General features: G+C 61.9%; 15 protein-coding genes. 6 read left to right on the forward strand and 9 right to left on the reverse strand.

Features of this window, described 5'->3' with window-relative positions:
- Positions 1 to 5 precede the first annotated feature (5 nt).
- From gatB to AB4N80_RS00730, 4 genes are all read left to right on the forward strand, one after another.
- Positions 6 to 1451, forward strand: a complete 1446-nt coding sequence (gatB, locus tag AB4N80_RS00715) for an Asp-tRNA(Asn)/Glu-tRNA(Gln) amidotransferase subunit GatB (protein ID WP_122568888.1) — start codon at positions 6 to 8, stop codon at positions 1449 to 1451.
- Positions 1452 to 1660: 209 nt separating this feature from the next.
- Complete coding sequence (locus AB4N80_RS00720) at positions 1661 to 2038, forward strand: septal ring lytic transglycosylase RlpA family protein (protein ID WP_122568889.1); 378 nt, start codon at positions 1661 to 1663, stop codon at positions 2036 to 2038.
- Between the two features lie 49 nt (positions 2039 to 2087).
- Positions 2088 to 3149: a calcium/sodium antiporter gene (locus AB4N80_RS00725; RefSeq protein ID WP_122568890.1), complete on the forward strand. Its 1062-nt coding sequence runs from the start codon at positions 2088 to 2090 to the stop codon at positions 3147 to 3149.
- Complete coding sequence (locus AB4N80_RS00730) at positions 3146 to 3526, forward strand: carboxymuconolactone decarboxylase family protein (RefSeq protein ID WP_122568891.1); 381 nt, start codon at positions 3146 to 3148, stop codon at positions 3524 to 3526. Before AB4N80_RS00725 ends, AB4N80_RS00730 begins: the two co-directional genes overlap by 4 nt.
- Before the next feature lie 135 nt (positions 3527 to 3661).
- Here the strand turns inward: AB4N80_RS00730 and AB4N80_RS00735 are convergent, their stop codons facing one another.
- From AB4N80_RS00735 to kdgD, 5 genes are all read right to left on the reverse strand, one after another.
- Positions 3662 to 4603: an AEC family transporter gene (locus AB4N80_RS00735; protein ID WP_122568892.1), complete on the reverse strand. Its 942-nt coding sequence runs from the start codon at positions 4601 to 4603 to the stop codon at positions 3662 to 3664.
- A 391-nt stretch (positions 4604 to 4994) separates the two neighbouring features.
- A complete protein-coding gene (gene garD / locus AB4N80_RS00740; RefSeq protein ID WP_122568893.1) occupies positions 4995 to 6548 on the reverse strand; it encodes a galactarate dehydratase in 1554 nt (517 codons plus the stop codon).
- 13 nt (positions 6549 to 6561) lie between these two features.
- On the reverse strand, positions 6562 to 7926 hold the full coding sequence (locus AB4N80_RS00745) for an MFS transporter (RefSeq protein WP_122568894.1): 1365 nt from the start codon (positions 7924 to 7926) through the stop codon (positions 6562 to 6564).
- 85 nt (positions 7927 to 8011) lie between these two features.
- Positions 8012 to 9457 (reverse strand): aldehyde dehydrogenase family protein, encoded by a 1446-nt coding sequence (locus AB4N80_RS00750; RefSeq protein ID WP_460080236.1) that lies wholly within the window; start codon positions 9455 to 9457, stop codon positions 8012 to 8014.
- Between the two features lie 128 nt (positions 9458 to 9585).
- The gene (gene kdgD / locus AB4N80_RS00755; protein ID WP_014336610.1) at positions 9586 to 10497 is read right to left on the reverse strand and encodes a 5-dehydro-4-deoxyglucarate dehydratase; all 912 of its coding nucleotides are present in this window, start codon (positions 10495 to 10497) and stop codon (positions 9586 to 9588) included.
- A gap of 371 nt (positions 10498 to 10868) precedes the next feature.
- Between kdgD and AB4N80_RS00760 the strand changes: the two genes are divergently transcribed.
- The gene (locus AB4N80_RS00760; RefSeq protein WP_122568896.1) at positions 10869 to 11249 is read left to right on the forward strand and encodes a hypothetical protein; all 381 of its coding nucleotides are present in this window, start codon (positions 10869 to 10871) and stop codon (positions 11247 to 11249) included.
- Between the two features lie 218 nt (positions 11250 to 11467).
- On the opposite strand, the gene AB4N80_RS00765 is transcribed toward AB4N80_RS00760, so the two are convergent.
- The 4 genes from AB4N80_RS00765 to AB4N80_RS00780 all read right to left on the reverse strand — a co-directional run bounded on the left by AB4N80_RS00765 (position 11468) and on the right by AB4N80_RS00780 (position 16132).
- Positions 11468 to 12214, reverse strand: coding sequence for a FadR/GntR family transcriptional regulator (locus AB4N80_RS00765; RefSeq protein ID WP_072410832.1), 747 nt, complete (start codon positions 12212 to 12214; stop codon positions 11468 to 11470).
- 281 nt (positions 12215 to 12495) lie between these two features.
- Positions 12496 to 14223 (reverse strand): ABC transporter ATP-binding protein/permease, encoded by a 1728-nt coding sequence (locus AB4N80_RS00770; protein ID WP_122568897.1) that lies wholly within the window; start codon positions 14221 to 14223, stop codon positions 12496 to 12498.
- Between the two features lie 92 nt (positions 14224 to 14315).
- Complete coding sequence (locus AB4N80_RS00775) at positions 14316 to 14876, reverse strand: response regulator transcription factor (protein WP_003177957.1); 561 nt, start codon at positions 14874 to 14876, stop codon at positions 14316 to 14318.
- Positions 14873 to 16132, reverse strand: coding sequence for an ATP-binding protein (locus AB4N80_RS00780; RefSeq protein WP_092171480.1), 1260 nt, complete (start codon positions 16130 to 16132; stop codon positions 14873 to 14875). The genes AB4N80_RS00775 and AB4N80_RS00780 overlap by 4 nt, the downstream gene beginning before the upstream one ends.
- Before the next feature lie 377 nt (positions 16133 to 16509).
- Here AB4N80_RS00780 and AB4N80_RS00785 point away from each other — a divergent pair, with 377 nt between their 5' ends.
- On the forward strand, positions 16510 to 17226 hold the full coding sequence (locus AB4N80_RS00785; RefSeq protein WP_122568898.1) for an SIMPL domain-containing protein: 717 nt from the start codon (positions 16510 to 16512) through the stop codon (positions 17224 to 17226).
- Positions 17227 to 17299: the final 73 nt, after the last annotated feature.

Genomic DNA, 17299 nt, shown 5'->3' on the forward strand with positions numbered 1-17299 from the left:
AACACATGCAATGGGAAGTCGTGATCGGGCTGGAGATTCATACCCAGCTCACCACCCGGTCGAAAATCTTTTCCGGTAGCTCCACCACATTCGGTTCCGAGCCCAACACCCAGGCCAGCCTGGTGGACCTGGGCATGCCCGGCGTCTTGCCGGTGCTGAACCAGGAAGCGGTGCGCATGGCGGTGATGTTCGGCCTGGCGATTGACGCCGAGATCGGCCAACACAACGTGTTCGCCCGCAAGAACTACTTCTACCCGGACCTGCCCAAGGGCTACCAGATCAGCCAGATGGAATTGCCGATCGTCGGCAAGGGCCACCTGGACATCGCCCTGGAAGACGGCACGGTCAAGCGCGTCGGCATCACCCGGGCGCACCTGGAAGAAGACGCCGGCAAGAGCCTGCACGAAGAATTCAACGGTGCCACCGGCATCGACCTGAACCGTGCCGGCACGCCGCTGCTGGAAATCGTCTCCGAGCCGGACATGCGCAGCGCCAAGGAAGCCGTGGCCTACGTCAAGGCGATCCACGCGCTGGTGCGCTACCTGGGCATCTGCGACGGCAACATGGCCGAAGGTTCGCTGCGCTGCGACTGCAACGTGTCGATCCGGCCCAAGGGCCAGGTTGAATTCGGCACCCGCTGCGAGATCAAGAACGTCAACTCGTTCCGCTTCATCGAGAAGGCGATCAACAGCGAGATCCAGCGCCAGATCGAACTGATCGAGGACGGCGGCAAGGTTATCCAGCAGACCCGCCTGTACGACCCGAACAAGGACGAGACCCGTCCGATGCGCAGCAAGGAAGAAGCCAACGACTACCGTTACTTCCCCGACCCGGACCTGCTGCCGGTGGTCATCGAGGATTCGTTCCTCAATGACGTGCGCGCTACCCTGCCGGAACTGCCACCGCAGAAACGCGAGCGCTTCCAGGCACAGTTCGGCCTGTCGAGCTATGACGCCAACGTCCTGGCCACCAGCCGCGAACAGGCCGATTACTTCGAGAAAGTCGTGAGCATTGGCGGCGACGCCAAGCTGGCGGCCAACTGGGTGATGGTCGAGTTGGGCAGCCTGTTGAACAAACAGGGCCTGGAAATCGATGAGTCGCCGGTCTCGGCCGAGCAACTGGGCGGCATGCTGGTGCGGATCAAGGACAACACCATTTCCGGCAAGATCGCCAAGATGGTGTTCGAAGCCATGGCCAATGGTGAAGGCAGCGCCGACGAGATCATCGAGAAGCGCGGCTTGAAGCAGGTCACCGACACCGGGGCGATCAGCGCCGTGCTCGATGAAATGCTCGCGGCCAACGCCGAGCAGGTCGAACAGTACCGTGCGGCAGACGAAGCCAAGCGCGGCAAGATGTTCGGCTTCTTTGTCGGCCAGGCCATGAAGGCCTCCAAGGGCAAGGCCAACCCGCAACAGGTCAACGAACTGCTCAAAAGCAAGCTCGAGGGCTGATAGCCATGGAGCCAGATTTCAAGCCTGGCTCCCTTCGCCCTTACGGGAGCGAGCCCGTGGGAGCAAAGCTTGCTCGCGATGAAGACACGTCGATCCATCAGTGGACCGCGTTATCGTTCATCGCGAGCAAGCTTTGCTCCCACAGGCTTTACTCCCACAAGCTTTGCTCCCACAGGCCAGTTCCCCTATCTGTAGTTGGAAAACCCTACATGAAGCGTCTCCTCGGCGCCTGCGCCCTGCTGTCCTTGCTGGCCGGTTGCGCCAGCCAGAGCGGGACGGTCGATCCACACGGCTACGACCAGACCGGCGTCGCCTCTTATTACGGTGCCAGGCACCATGGCAAGCGCACCGCCAGCGGCGAGCGTTTCAACCAGCACGGCCTGACTGCCGCCCATCGCCAGTTGCCGTTTGGCACCCGGGTGAAAGTCACCAACCTGAAAAACAACGACAGCGTCGTGGTCCGCATCAACGACCGCGGCCCGTATACTCGTGGCCGTTTGATCGACGTATCCCGCGAAGCTGCAGAGCAACTGGGCATGTTGCGCAGCGGCACCGCGCGGGTGCGCGTGCAAGCCCTCGACGATTGATAGACGGAGCCCGGCCATTTCCCTAATCACCGCCCTACCGCTGCTCAGCCTGATCGAATTGTTCGGCGCCCTGCTGTTGCTGATCGGCGGCGCCGAACTGCTGGTGCGCGCCGCCGTGGGCCTGGCGGCACGCTTGCAGGTACGGCCGCTGATCATCGGCCTGACCGTCGTCGCCTTCGGCAGCAGCGCGCCGCAAATGGCCGTCAGCCTGCAAGCGACCCTGGCGCAGAACGCCGACATCGCCGTGGGCAGCGTGATCGGCAGCGGCATCTTCAACATCCTCGTCACCCTCGGGCTGTCGGCGCTGATCATTCCGTTGCGCGTCTCGCGCCAACTGGTGCGCCTGGACATCCCGCTGATGATCGGTGCCAGCCTGCTGGTGTTCGTGCTGGCATTGAATGAAGAACTGACCCGATTGGACGGCGCCTGGCTGCTGCTGGCCCTGGCGGTGTACCTCGGGTTGTTGCTGCGCCAGTCGCGGCATTCGGCGCGTCCGCACCCGGTGGGGGGCGAGGTGGCCCACCTGTCCTGGTTCAAGAGTGTGCTGATGATTGCTTCGGGCCTGGCGATGCTGGTGTTCGCCGGGCACTTGTTGCTGGGTGCGGCAGTGGAAGTGGCGACGGACCTCGGGCTCTCGGAACGCATCATCGGCCTGACCATCGTCGCCGTCAGCACCTCGCTGCCTGAACTCGCCACTTCGCTGATCGCCGCCTTGCGGGGCCAGCGGGACATTGCCGTGGGCAACGTGATCGGCAGTAATCTGTTCAACCTGCTGGGCGTGCTGGGGGTCACCGCCCTCGCCGCACCCACGCCACTGTCGGTCTCGCCGAACGCCCTGGATTTCGACCTGCCGGTGATGCTCGGCGTGGCGGTGCTGTGCCTGCCGGTGTTCTATTCCGGTTATCGCGTCACCCGTGCCGAAGGCCTGCTGTTCCTGGGTTTGTACCTGGCCTATGGGCTGCACGTGGTGTCGTTCACCACCGGCATGCCCCTGGCCGGCCAACTGGAACGGCTGATGCTGTTCTATGTGCTGCCGGCCCTGCTCGCGTTTTTGCTGTTCACCTCCCTGCGCGCCTGGCGCCGCCAACACCACAAGAGGGATTTGCCATGACCGACACTCCAAAGACCGGCCTGGACATGCGTCGCCAGGTCATGGGCGACGCGTTCGTCGACCGCGCCCTGGGCAACGCCACCGACTTCACCCAGCCGTTGCAGGACTTCGTCAACGAACACGCCTGGGGCAGCGTCTGGAGCCGCGACGGCCTGCCGCTGAAGACCCGCAGCCTGATCACCCTCGCCGCCCTCACCGCCCTCAAGTGCCCGCAGGAGCTCAAGGGTCATGTGCGTGGTGCACTGAACAATGGTTGCACGGTGGAAGAGATTCGCGAGGCGTTGCTGCATTGCGCGGTGTACGCGGGCGTGCCGGCGGCGATTGATGCGTTTCGGGCGGCGCAGGAAGTGATCGATAGTTATCAGAAATCTGAGTGAGCGTTAGATCGCTATCGCGAGCAAGCTCGCTCCCACAGGTGATCGCGGGTGTATGGGTTATTTGAATGCACCTAAAAACCACTGTGGGAGCGAGCTTGCTCGCGATTGGCCCTCAAGAACACCGCAAGCCCAAGCCTAGATCCAGCCACCCCACTGCAACACAAAAATCCCCAGGTTGGTGGTAATCGCCGCCATCAAGGTGGTGATGACGATGATCGCCGCCGCCAGTTCATGGTTGCCATCGGCCGCCCGGGCCATGACATAGCTCGCGGCGGCGGTGGGGCTGCCGAAGTACAGGAACAGAATCCCCAGTTCCGCCCCGCGAAAGCCCCAGAGCCAGGCACCGAGGGTGGTCACCAGCGGCAGGCCGACCATTTTCACCAGGCTCGAACTCAAGGCCATTTTGCCGCTCTTGCGCAGGGCCGCCAGCGACAGCGTGCCGCCGATGCAGATCAGCGCCAGGGGCAAGGTCATTTGCGACAAGTATTTGGCCGAGGTCTCGAACCAGTTCGGCAGGCCGATCTGCCAATAGGCGAACGGCGCGGCGACGATCACGCTGATGATCAGCGGGTTGCTGATCACGCTTTTGCAGATGCTCCACGGATCGGACTTGATCACCGGGCTGTAGACCGCCAGCACGATGGTCGACAAGGTGTTGTAGAACAGGATCACCAACGCCGCGAGAATCGACCCCAGGGAAATCCCGTAGTCGCCATACATGCTCGCCGCCAGCGCCAGGCCGATGACCCCGTTGTTGCCGCGAAACGCACCCTGGGTGTAGATGCCGCGATCCTCCCGCGGGCAACGCCAGATCGCCCAGCCCCAAGCCATCGCAAAGCTCACCAGGGTGGCGATAGAGAAATAGATCAACAGGTCAGGCTGCAAAGCCGAGTGCAGGTCGGCGTGCAGGATGCCGAGGAACAACAGCGCCGGCATGGTGACGTTGAACACCAGGGACGAGGCGATGTGGATGAAGTTGTCGTTGATCCAGTTGATGCGCTTGAGCAACACCCCCAGAAACAGCATGGCGAACACCGGCGCGGTGACGTTCAGGGTTTCGAGGAAAATTGCCAGCATGCCGGAGGACCTTGAGAGGGGTGTCGTTAGGTGGCTAATGATAAGCCACTCACGGCATTGGCGTCTGGTAGAGCTTTATCGCGAGCAAGCTCGCTCCCACATTTATTCTGCGCCGAACACAAAATCCACATTCACCCTACATCCCTGTGGGAGCGAGCTTGCTCGCGATGGCGGCGGCACATTCAAAATCAACTCAAGCTGAACCACCGCTATCGCGAGCAAGCTCGCTCCCACATTTGTTCTGTGCCGAACACAAAACCCAAATTCACCCTATATCCCTGTGGGAGCGGGCTTGCTCGCGAAGACGGCGGCACATCCAACATCCATGCAACTGATCCATCGCTTTCGCGAGCAAGCCCGCTCCCACATTGGTTCTTCAGTGGGCAGCGGATCAGGTAATCGGCGCAGGGTTGAACAAGGTGATGTCGTTGTACAGCTTGTGCCGCTCGGCCCAGGTCTGTTTCTTGCCGCTGGCCACGTCCAGGTAGTAGTGGAACAGCTCCCAGCCCAACTCTTCGATGGTCGCCCGTCCGGTGGCGATCCGGCCGGCGTCGATGTCGATCAGGTCCGGCCAGCGCTGGGCCAGTTCGGTGCGGGTCGAGACCTTCACCACCGGGGCCATGGCCAAGCCGTACGGCGTGCCGCGGCCGGTAGTGAACACGTGCAGGTTCATCCCCGCCGCCAGTTGCAGCGTGCCGCAGACAAAATCACTGGCCGGTGTGGCGCAGAAGATCAGGCCCTTTTGCTTGAAGCGCTCGCCCGGGCCGAGCACGCCGTTGATCGCGCTGCTGCCGGACTTGACGATCGAGCCCAGGGATTTTTCGACGATGTTCGACAGCCCGCCCTTCTTGTTGCCCGGCGTGGTGTTGGCACTGCGATCGGCTTCGCCCTTGGCCAGGTAGCGGTCGTACCAGTCCATTTCCCGCACCAGCTCCTGGGCGACTTCCTGGGTTTGCGCCCGGGAGGTCAGCAGGTAAATCGCATCGCGCACTTCGGTGACTTCAGAGAACATCACCGTCGCCCCCGCCCGCAGCAACAGATCCGAGGCATAGCCCAGCGCCGGGTTGGCGGTGATGCCGGAAAACGCATCGCTGCCGCCGCACTGCATGCCCAGGATCAGCTCCGAGGCCGGCACGGTTTCGCGACGGCGCTGGTCGAGTTTCTTCAGGCGCGTTTCAGCCAACTCCATGATCTGCTCGATCATTTCGGTAAAGCCGTGACTGGAATCCTGCAAGCGATACAACCACGGCTCGCTGAGGTCCACCGAACTGTCGCCTTCATGCATCACCTGCCCGGCCTGCAATTTCTCGCAGCCCAGGCTGATCACCAGTGCCTCGCCCCCCAGGTTCGGGTTACGCGCCAGGTTGCGCACGGTGCGGATCGGGATGTAGGCGTCGGTGGCGGTGATCGCCACGCCACAGCCATAACTGTGGGTCAGCGCCACCACGTCATCGACGTTCGGGTACTTGGGCAACAGCTCGTCCTTGATGCGCTTGACCGCGTGGTCCAACACGCCAGTCACGCACTGCACCGTGGTGGTGATACCCAGAATGTTGCGCGTGCCGACAGTCCCGTCGGCGTTGCGATAGCCCTCGAAGGTGTAGCCCTCCAGCGGCGCATCGGCCAACGGCACGTCGGTGGACAACGGCAGGCTGTCCAACGGCGGCGCGGTGGGCATGCGCAGTTGGTCTTCCTTGACCCAGCTGCCACGAGGGATCGGTTGCAGCGCGTAGCCAATGACCTGGCCGTAGCGAATCACCTCGCCTCCCTCGGGAATGTCCACCAGGGTGACCTTGTGGCTCTGGGGTACGAAGTCGACGGTGACCAGCCCGTCCGGGAACTCGGTCCCGGCCGGTACGCCCTGGTCATTGACGACGATCACCACGTTGTCCCGCTCATGCAAGCGGATGTAACGGGGCGAATCGGCATGTTCAATCAGTTGCATCGATGCCGCTCCTTCAGGATTTAGCTTCAGACAGGCTGGAAAGGTCGGCATCCTTGGCCGTGGGTTCCTTGAGTACCACACGCTTGATCGGCCCTACGATGACCAGGTAGCTGAACACCGCCACCAGCGCGTTGCAACCGACGAACACCAGTGCCCACTTGAACGAACCCGTGGCGCTGATGATGTAGCCGATGACGATTGGCGTGGTAATCGATGCCAGGTTGCCGAAGGTGTTGAACAGGCCACCGCTCAAGCCGGCGATCTGTTTTGGCGACGTGTCGGACACCACGGCCCAGCCCAGTGCGCCGACGCCTTTACCGAAGAAGGCCAGGGCCATGAAGCCCACCACCATCCATTCGATGTCCACGTAGTTGCACGCCACGATGCTGCTGGACACCAGCAGGCCGGCGATGATCGGCGTCTTGCGGGCGAAGGTCAGCGAGTGGCCCTTGCGCAGCAGGTAATCGGAAATCACCCCGCCGAGCACGCCGCCGATGAAGCCGCAGATCGCCGGCAAGGACGCGATGAAACCAGCCTTGAGGATGGTCATTCCGCGTTCCTGCACCAGGTACACCGGGAACCAGGTCAGGAAGAAGTACGTGATGCCGTTGATGCAGTACTGGCCCAGGTATACGCCGAGCATCATGCGGTTGGTCAGCAGTTGGCGGATGTAATCCCACTTCGGACCGTCGGCTTTCTTTTCCTTGCCCTTGTCCTGGTCCATATCGACCATCGCGCCATTGGCGGCAATGTGATTGAACTCGGCCTCGTTGATCATCGGGTGCTGACGCGGGCTGTAGATCACTTTCAGCCAAACCAGCGAGAACACGATGCCGATCACGCCCATCACGATGAACACGTGCTGCCAACCGAAACGGTAGACGATCCAGCCCATCAGCGGTGCGAACAACACCGTGGCGAAATACTGCGCCGAATTGAAGATCGCCGAGGCGGTGCCACGTTCTGCGGTGGGGAACCAGGCGGCGACGATCCGTGCGTTGCCCGGGAAGGACGGCGCTTCGGCCAGCCCGACCAGGAAGCGCAGCATGAACAGCGCAACCACGGCCGTGGACATGCCGAATTCACCCACATAGCCTTGCAGCACGGTGAACAGCGACCAGGTAAAAATGCTCAACGCATAGATTTTTTTCGACCCGAAACGGTCGAGCAGCCAGCCGCCGGGAATCTGCCCGGCCACATAGGCCCAGCCGAAAGCGGAGAAGATATAACCGAGGGTGACGGCATCGATGCCGAGGTCTTTTTGCAGGCTGGAGCCTGCGATGGCGATGGTCGCGCGGTCGGCATAGTTGATCGTCGTCACCAAAAACAGCATGAGCAGGATCAAATAGCGGACGTGTGTCGGCTTGGTCTCTTGCATGTAATCTACTTCCACTATTTATTTTTATACGGGAAATCAATTTGTGCGGTCGGCGCCGGGACTCGGCGCCGACCGGTGTTGCGTATTACGAACCGATGTAGGAGGTCTTCACCACGGTGTAGAACTCTTGCGCGTAGCGACCTTGCTCACGCGACCCATAGGACGAACCTTTGCGTCCGCCGAACGGCACGTGGTAATCCACGCCGGCGGTCGGCAGGTTGACCATCACCATGCCCGCCTGGGAATGGCGCTTGAAGTGGTTGGCATACTTCAGCGAGGTGGTGGCGATACCGGCCGACAGACCGAACTCGGTGTCGTTGGCCATCGCCAGCGCCGCCTCGTAGTCGGCCACGCGCACGACGTTGGCCACCGGGCCGAAGATCTCTTCGCGGCTGATGCGCATCGACGCTTCGCTGTCGGCGAACAGGGTCGGCGCCAGGAAGTAACCTTCAGTGTCGCACGTCACCAGACCGCCACCGCTGACCAGCCGCGCGCCTTCGCTCTGGCCGATGTCGATGTACTTCAAGTCCTGGCTGAGCTGGGCTTCGGAAACCACCGGGCCGATGTCGGTGCCGGCCTTCAACGCATGACCGACCTTGATCGACTGCATGCGCTCGGCCATCGCCGCGACGAACTTATCGTGGATGCCGGCGGTGACGATCAGGCGGCTCGAGGCCGTGCAACGTTGACCAGTGGAGTAGAACGCGCTCTGCACCGCCAGTTCGACGGCCTGCTTGAGGTCGGCGTCGTCGAGGATGATCTGCGGGTTCTTGCCGCCCATCTCCAACTGCACCTTGGCCTGGCGCGACACGCAATTGACCGCGATCTGCCGGCCCACGCCCACGGAGCCTGTGAAACTGATACCGTCGACTTTCGGGCTGTTGACCAACACTTCGCCGACCACCCGGCCGCTGCCCATCACCAGGTTGAACGCACCGGCCGGGAAACCGGCGCGGGAGATAATTTCAGCCAGGGCCCAGGCGCAGCCCGGTACCAGCTCGGCGGGCTTGATCACCACACAGTTGCCGTAGGCCAGGGCCGGGGCGATTTTCCACGCGGGGATGGCGATCGGGAAGTTCCACGGGGTGATCAGGCCGACCACACCGAGGGCTTCACGGGTCACTTCGACGTTGACGCCTGGGCGCACCGACGGCACGTAATCGCCCGACAGGCGCAGGCATTCACCGGCGAAGAACTTGAAGATGTTACCGGCGCGGGTCACTTCGCCGATGGCTTCGGGCAGGGTCTTGCCCTCTTCCCGGGCCAGCAGTTGGCCGAGTTCTTCACGGCGGGCGAGGATCTCGGTGCCGACTTTGTCCAGCGCATCGTGACGGGCCTGGATGCCCGAGGTCGACCAGGCCGGGAAGGCGGCGCGGGCGGCTTCGATGGCGGCATTGACTTGCGTTGCGTCAGCCTTGGCGTATTCACCGATGACATCGGACAAGTCAGACGGGTTGATGTTGGTGCAATAGTCGGCACCGGCTACCCACTGACCGTTGATGTAGTTATCGAAACGCTTTGAATCTGCCACGGAGCTACTCCTTCTACAAAAGCTGTCTAGGGACGCAAAGCGTCCCTGGTGGCATTCCCACGTGGAGCGTGGGAATGAACAAGCCTTACGCAAAAAGCCGCTGATTACTCAGCGGCTTCATCGGTCTGTTACTGCTTGCCTTGCTTGTCGATCAGCGCGGCCAGGGCTTCGTATTCTTCTGGCAGCAGGTCGGTCAGCGGCGTGCGCACAGGGCCTGCGTCATAGCCAACGATCTTCGCGCCAGCCTTGACGATGCTCACCGCGTAACCGGCCTTGCGGTTGCGGATGTCCAGGTAAGGCAGGAAGAAGTCGTCGATGATCTTGCCGACAGTCTCGTGATCGTCACGGGCAATGGCGTGGTAGAAGTCCATCGCGGTTTTCGGGATGAAGTTGAACACCGCCGAGGAGTAGACCGGCACGCCCAGGGCCTTGTAGGCCGCGGCGTAGACTTCAGCGGTCGGCAGGCCGCCCAGGTAGCTGAAACGATCGCCGAGGCGACGACGGATCGACACCATCAGTTCGATATCGCCCAAGCCATCCTTGTAGCCGATCAGGTTCGGGCAGCGCTCGGCCAGTTGTTCCAGCTGGGTGGCGTTCAGGCGGCAGACGTTGCGGTTGTACACCACCACGCCGATCTTCACCGATTTGCACACGGCTTCAACGTGGGCGGCAACGCCGTCCTGGCTGGCTTCGGTCAGGTAATGCGGCAACAGCAACAAGCCCTTGGCGCCCAGGCGCTCGGCTTCTTGAGCGTATTCGATGGCTTGGCGGGTGGCACCGCCGACACCGGCAAGGATTGGCACGCTGGTGGCGCAGGTATCGACGGCGGTCTTGATGACCTGCGAATACTCGCTGGCGGCCAGGGAGAAGAATTCACCGGTGCCGCCCGCTGCGAACAATGCAGAGGCGCCATACGGGGCCAGCCACTCGAGGCGCTTGATGTAGCTGTCGCGATTGAAATCGCCTTGGGCAGTGAAATCGGTGACCGGGAACGACAGCAGGCCAGACGAGAGGATGGACTTCAGTTCTTGTGGATTCATTATTCGAACACCCTGGACGCAAATGATGTGTTGTAGGAAACGGTTAGCTTCGCTGAGAAGTTGTAGGTCATCGTACAACTTAAAATATGAACGTCAACTGCATTTCGTCTTTTGTCGGGTGTTGGGTTGAGGTGTTTGGCGTGAAGCCTTGTAAATCGGGGCTTTGGGCGCGATGGGAAGACGGATGAAACTTGCCGGAAAAGCGCCCAGGACCGCTCGTCGCCACTGTCAACTCTGCCAGTAGGCGCCGTTACGGCGAGGGGGCATAACCCACGTATGGCCGTGCTGGGCACGGCCGTAGTCCCTTTCACAATCTTTTAAGTGAGTCGCCCGCGCGCAACGAGCAGGGCTGTCTCACTGGGAGTGACATCATGGCGAAGACGTATGTGAAACCGACGCTAAAGGGTTTTCAACCCTCTGAGGAAGTCGCGATCAGTTTGTCAAATACAGAGACGTTAACAGTGGAGATTCCGGATGCAGCTTTCGAAGCGTACTCGAACGCCCGCCTAACTCTGGGCGAGGGCTCGACGCGTCCAACTCCCGTAGGCGTGTTTACGCCTCTGAGCGAGGGCGAGGAAGGTACGCCACTCAAGGATGTGACAATGCCTCTAACCAATGCCGACTTGAAAAATTACATCGACAAATACTTGACAGATTACATCGACAAATTGGTTGAGCTTCGTTACGAGGTTAGTTACGAGAGCAGGGATCCCGATACATCCGAGCCGCAGATGTTGCGGATCAAGGCGTAGGACTACGCGCCTACGATTCGTCAGACGGGCATACGGATCTAAAGCCGGACACCGCTCCCCTGTGGCGAGGGGATTTATCCCCGCTGGGTTGCGCAGCAACCCCAAAGGCGGCGACTCAATCCGATCAGACACACAGACGCGTCAGTTCCGGGGTTGCTGCGCAACCCAACGGGGATAAATCCCCTCGCCACAGGATGCGTCCGACGTGTCCGCGCGTCTCAGCCCTGCGCCTGTGCCTCTTCATGGGCCTGGCGCAGCCTTTCGCGGCTGTTGGTCAGGTGCAAACGCATGGCCGCCCGGGCCGCGTCGGAGTCTTGGCGGGCGATGGCTTCGTAGATTTCCTCGTGCTCGCGGCTCAGGCGATCCATGTAGTGCTGGTGGTCGTCGTGGGCCAGGCGCGCCGAGTTCAGCCGGGTGCGCGGGATGATGCTGGTGCCCAGGTGGGTCATGATGTCGGTGAAGTAGCGATTGCCGGTGGACAGGGCGATTTCCAGGTGGAAGGCGAAGTCCGAGGCTACCGCGTCACTGGCGTGGGCGGCGCTTTCCTTCAAGGCGTCGAGGGCGGCGCGCATCGTCGCCAGTTGCTCGTCGCTGCGGCGCTGCGCCGCCAGCCCGGCGGATTCCACTTCCAGGCTGATGCGCAACTCCAGGATCGCCAGCACGTCGCGCAAGGTGACCACCGTGGCCGGGTCGATGCGGAAACCGCTCGGGCTAGGCGTGTCCAGCACGAAGGTGCCGATGCCATGGCGGGTTTCCACCTGGCCGGCGGCCTGCAAGCGGGAAATCGCCTCACGCACCACGGTGCGGCTGACGCCATGGGCTTCCATGATCGCCGACTCGGTGGGCAATTTATCACCGCGCTTGAGCAGGCCGTCGCGAATCTGCTCGGTCAGCACCGTCACCAGCTCCTGCGCCAGGCTGCGGCGCTTGCGGGGAAGGCGGGGTACGTCGATCGGGTTTTCCATTGTGTCTGTGTCTCGGCAAGCGGCTGAATGACAACATCATAGCGCAACGTGGTTGTACGATCACCGTGGGGCACTGATATCCGGGGCTGGCGGTTAAACCGAGTCGCCTTCATCGCGAGCAAGCTCGCTCCCACATTGGATCGGTTGTGCACCTAGATATCATGATCAACCCAAACCCGTGTGGGAGCGAGCTTGCTCGCGATGGCGGCGGGTCAGCCACAGCGACATCAACTGATACATCGCTATCGCGAGCAAGCCCGCTCCCACAGGTTTTGGGGTGGTCAGGCGGTTACGGTGCGCTCCACCAGTTGGCCATTTTCGATACGTACATGTCGCGGATGGAACCGTTTCAAACTGCTTCGGTGGCCGACGCTGACGATGCTCAAGCCCGGCAACTGGTCGATCAGCGCCTGGTACAGCGTCGCCTCGTCTTCTTCGTCCATCGCCGACGTAGCTTCGTCCATGTACAACCATTGCGGTGCATAAAGCAATGCACGGGCAAAGGCCAGGCGTTGTTGCTCGCCAGGCGAGAGCATGCGCTGCCAGTGGTTGCTTTCATCCAGCCGCGCAATCAGGTGCGGCAGGCGGCAGGTTTCCAGCACCTGTGCATAACGTTCGTTGGGGTACACGTCGCCAGCCTGTGGATAACTCAACACCTCCCGCAGGCTGCCAATGGGCAGATAGGGCTTCTGCGGCAGGAACAGGTAACGCGCCGCCGGAAGCCGGATCGTCCCGTGCCCCGCAGGCCACAAATGCCCCATCGCGCGAAACAGAGTGGATTTACCACTGCCGGAACGACCGCTGAGCATGACCCGCTCGCCCGGCGCCACGCTCATATCGGCGTTGTCGAGCAGATGACGACCGTCGGCCAGATCCAACCCGAGGTTATGAACCGCCAACGCGCTGCCCTGGTTCTGCACATCGATGGCCGGCACGCGGTCTTCGTTGTCGCTCATGGCCTGGCGGAAGCTCAGCAGACGATCACAGGTGGCGCGCCAAGCGGCGAGGTCGGCATAGGCACTGATGAACCAACTGAAATTTTCCTGCACATTGCCGAAGGCCGAGTTGATCTGCATGAGCTCGCCCAGCTGGATCTTGCCGGCGAAGTAGCGCGGCGCGGCGACGATGAACGGGAAGATGATCGCGATCTGGCCGTAGCCGGAGGTGAAGAACGTCAGGCGCTTGGACACCCGCATGATGTCCCAGAAGTTATGCCAGACCAGACCAAAACGCCCGCTCAGGCGGCGGTTCTCGTTCGGTTCGCCGTTGTACAGCGCAATGCTCTCGGCGTTTTCACGCACCCGCACCATGGAGAAACGCAGGTCGGCTTCGAAGCGTTGCTGGTTGTTGTTCAGCCCGATCAGGCGTCGGCCGATCAGATGCGTCAACCAACTGCCCACCGCCGCATACACCAGGGCGCACCAGAACATGTAGCCGGGGATGGTGTAGCCGAACACCTCGATGCTGCCGGACACGCCCCACAAAATGATCGAGAACGACACCAGGCTGACGACGGTGCGCAGCAATCCCAGCCCCAGGCCCAGGGTGTTGGTGGTGAAACTGTTGAGGTCTTCGGAAATCCGCTGGTCCGGGTTATCGGTGTAGCCGCCCTGCTCCAGTCGGTAGTAATTCTTGTTGCCCAGCCAGCGGGCGAAGTGCTGCTCGGTGAGCCAGGCCCGCCAACGAATGGTGAGCATCTGGGTGAGGTACAAGCGATAGACGGCGCCGAGAATCGCCACCGCGGCGATGCCGCAGAAATACAGGATCAACTGCCAGAACGCCGCGCTGTCCTTCTCTTGCAGGGCGTTGTAGAAATCCTTGTACCAACTGTTGATCCACACCGAAATTGCCACGCTGAACAGCGACAACGCGATGACAGCGATCAACAACGTCCAGGCCTTGCCCTTCTCCTCACTGCGCCAGTACGGCGTGGTCATTTGCCAGACACGGCGGAAAAACTGCCCGCGCACCGCGTCATTGACCGCGGAATATTCAGCGTTCTGATTCATGGTTAAGGCTCAAATAAAGAAAAGACTCGGGCCGATCATAGAACAACGGCCCGATGTGTCGCGAGGGTGGACAGCATTCGTTCAGCGCAGGTTCAGCGACGCACGGGACGTTTCTGCAATTTGCGCTGCAAGGTCCGCCGGTGCATGCCCAGGGCGCGGGCGGTGGCGGAGATATTGCCTTCGTGCTCGGTCAGCACCCGCTGGATGTGTTCCCATTGCAAGCGATCCACCGACATGGGGTTTTCCGGCACCAGGGTGTCGAGGTCGGCGTGCTCGGACAACAGCGCCGCCAGTACGTCATCGGCATCCGCCGGTTTGCACAGGTAATTGCAGGCACCGCGCTTGATGGCCTCGACCGCGGTGGCGATGCTCGAATAACCGGTGAGGATCACCACGCGCATCTCCGGGTCCAGCTCCAGCAACTTGGGCAACAGCACCAGGCCCGAATCGCCGTCCATTTTCAGGTCCAGGGCGGCATAGTCCGGCAGGTCGGCCTGGGCGATGGTCAGGCCTTCCTCGGCGGAGCCTGCGGTACTCACGCGAAAGCCGCGGCGGGACATGGCCCGGGCCATGACGCGGGTGAAGGTGGCGTCGTCATCCACCAGCAACAGGTGCGGCAGTTCTTCGCCGTCGACTTGGATCTCGTCACTCATGTTTCGTCTCCTCGGTCGGCATGGGGCAGGCGCAGCTCGGTGAGCGTGCCGCCTTCCTCATGGGGGTAGAGTTTCACCGAGCCGCCGGCGCGTGTCACGCTGGCTTTGCTCAAGAACAGGCCCAGGCCGAAACCTTTGCCTTTGGTGGTATAGAACGGCTTGCCGATCTGCTCGGCAATCGCCAGGGGCACACCGGCGCCGTGGTCGCGAATGCAGATGGTCAGTTCATAGGCGTTCCAGTCCAACGCCACTTCCAAGTTGTCGGGACAGGCATCGGCGGCATTGTTCAGCAGGTTCAACAGGGCCTGGGTCAGGTCCGGCGGCGGCGCCATGCGCGGCACCACACCCTTGCCCAGGCACTGGAAGCGATAACTGGCTTCCGGGCGCATCAGGTGCCAGCGGTTCAGGGCATCGTCGAGCCAAAAGGTGACCGCCTGCATGTCGATGTCCAGCCGGCGATTGGCCTCGGCGGCGCGCACCAGGTATTGCAGGGTTTCCTTGCAGAGCTTGACCTGGTCCTGGAGCACGCTGAGATCGTCCTGCAGCGCCGGGTCGTGATGGTCCTGGCGCATTTCCTTGAGCAGCACGCTCATGGTCGCCAGCGGTGTGCCCAGTTCATGGGCGGCGCCAGCGGCCTGGGTCGCCACGGCCAGCAATTGCTCGTCCCGCAGGCCTTCTTCACGACGGATCGCCCGCAGCTCTTCCTGGCGGCGCAGCTCCTCGGCCATGCGCGCGGCAAAAAACGTGATGACCGCCGCGGCCAGGGCGAAGCTCAGCCACATCCCATAGATCTGCAGGTTTTCCCGAGCGATGGGGAAGGTTTCCAGTGGGTAGAAGCGCGCCAGCAGCAAGGTGTACAGCGCCAGGGCGATGCCGGACAGGATCAGCGAATACCGCCACGGCAAAGTCACGGCGGCGATGGTCAGCGGCACCAGGTAATAGGAGACGAAGGGGTTGGTGGAACCGCCGGAGAAATACAGCAGCGCGCTGTGGATAAACAAGTCCCCGGCCAGCTGCACCGCATATTCCAGCTCGGTCACCGGCCACGAGGCACGCAGGCGAATCGCCGTCAGCGCGCAGAGCACGCTGGAACAGACCAGGGTGATCGCCAGTTGCAGCCAGGGCAGTGGCAGCAGGTCGAACCAATAGGCAAGCCCCACGGAACCGGCCTGGGCCGCGAGGACCAGGATACGGATGAATGTCAGGCGCCAGAGGTTCTGGCGAGAGGCGGAAGTCATTTGCAAAGGGGCGAGCATGAGCTCTCCTGATGAGCGCTCCAGGCGAATCGCACGGAGTATAACCAAGGCGCGGGTTGCAGCGGCAGATATGCGGCAAAGCGCCACAGCTTCCAGCCTCGCTGCATGACCTTGTGGCGAGGGGATACTGTGGGAGCAAGGCTTGCCCGCGATGAAGGCGCTGCGATCTTTCATAGATGGAGGTGCCTGTTTCGCGAGCAAGCTTTGCTCCCACAGCGGGGCGGGGCGACGTTTCGCTAAATCCCCTCGCCACAAAAAGCCTCTCACCCGCAATCTGTATAGAAGTTGTAACTGTGCGAACCCGCCCATAAAAGCTAGAGTCTTATCCTTCACGCAGGCCTGGAACCTACCCCTGCGCCTCATCCCAAGGAGCTTTCATGCACACGTTCAGTCGCCCCGCCGCCCTGCTCGCCCTCAGCCTCGGCACCGTCGCCAGCCTGCCGGCCCTGGCCGCCGACGAGCTTCACTACAACCAGATTTCCCTGCGCGCCGAAGTCAACAAGGACGTGGCCCGTGACCTGATGATCGTCACCCTCTACACGGAGGAGCAAAACACCGACCCGGCCAAACTCGCCGCGACCGTCAGCACTACGCTGAACAAAGCCATCGGCCAGGCCAAAGAGGTCAAGGACATCACCCTGCGCCAGGGCAGCCGCAGCAGCTACCCGATCTACGACAACAAAGGCCAGAAAATCACCGGCTGGCGCGAACGCGCCGAACTGCGCCTGGAAAGCGCCGACTTCGCCGCCCTGTCCAAACTCACCGGCGAACTGCTGGGCGACCTGAAGATGGGCGGCATGGACTTCGCCATCGCCACCGCCACCCGCCAGAGCAGCGAAGACGCCCTGCTCAAAGACGCCGTCAACGCCTTCAAGGCCCGCGCCCAACTCGCCACCGAAGCCTTGGGCGGCAAGGGCTACAAAATCGTCAACCTGAACTTCAACACCAACGGTTATCCACAACCGTACATGCGCCCGCAGATGATGATGAAAGCGGCGTCGATGGATGCTGAGTCGGTCACACCGGAAGTCGTACCTGGCACCAGCCAGGTGACGATGACGGCGGATGGGGTGGTTGAGGTGTTGATGCAGTAATGATCGGCGGTGGTTCAGCCAGTTTCACTGACTCAACCACCGAAGCCGAGCGACAACACTCCCGTGGCGAGGG

It is taken from the genome of Pseudomonas sp. H3_A02 (assembly GCF_054671965.1).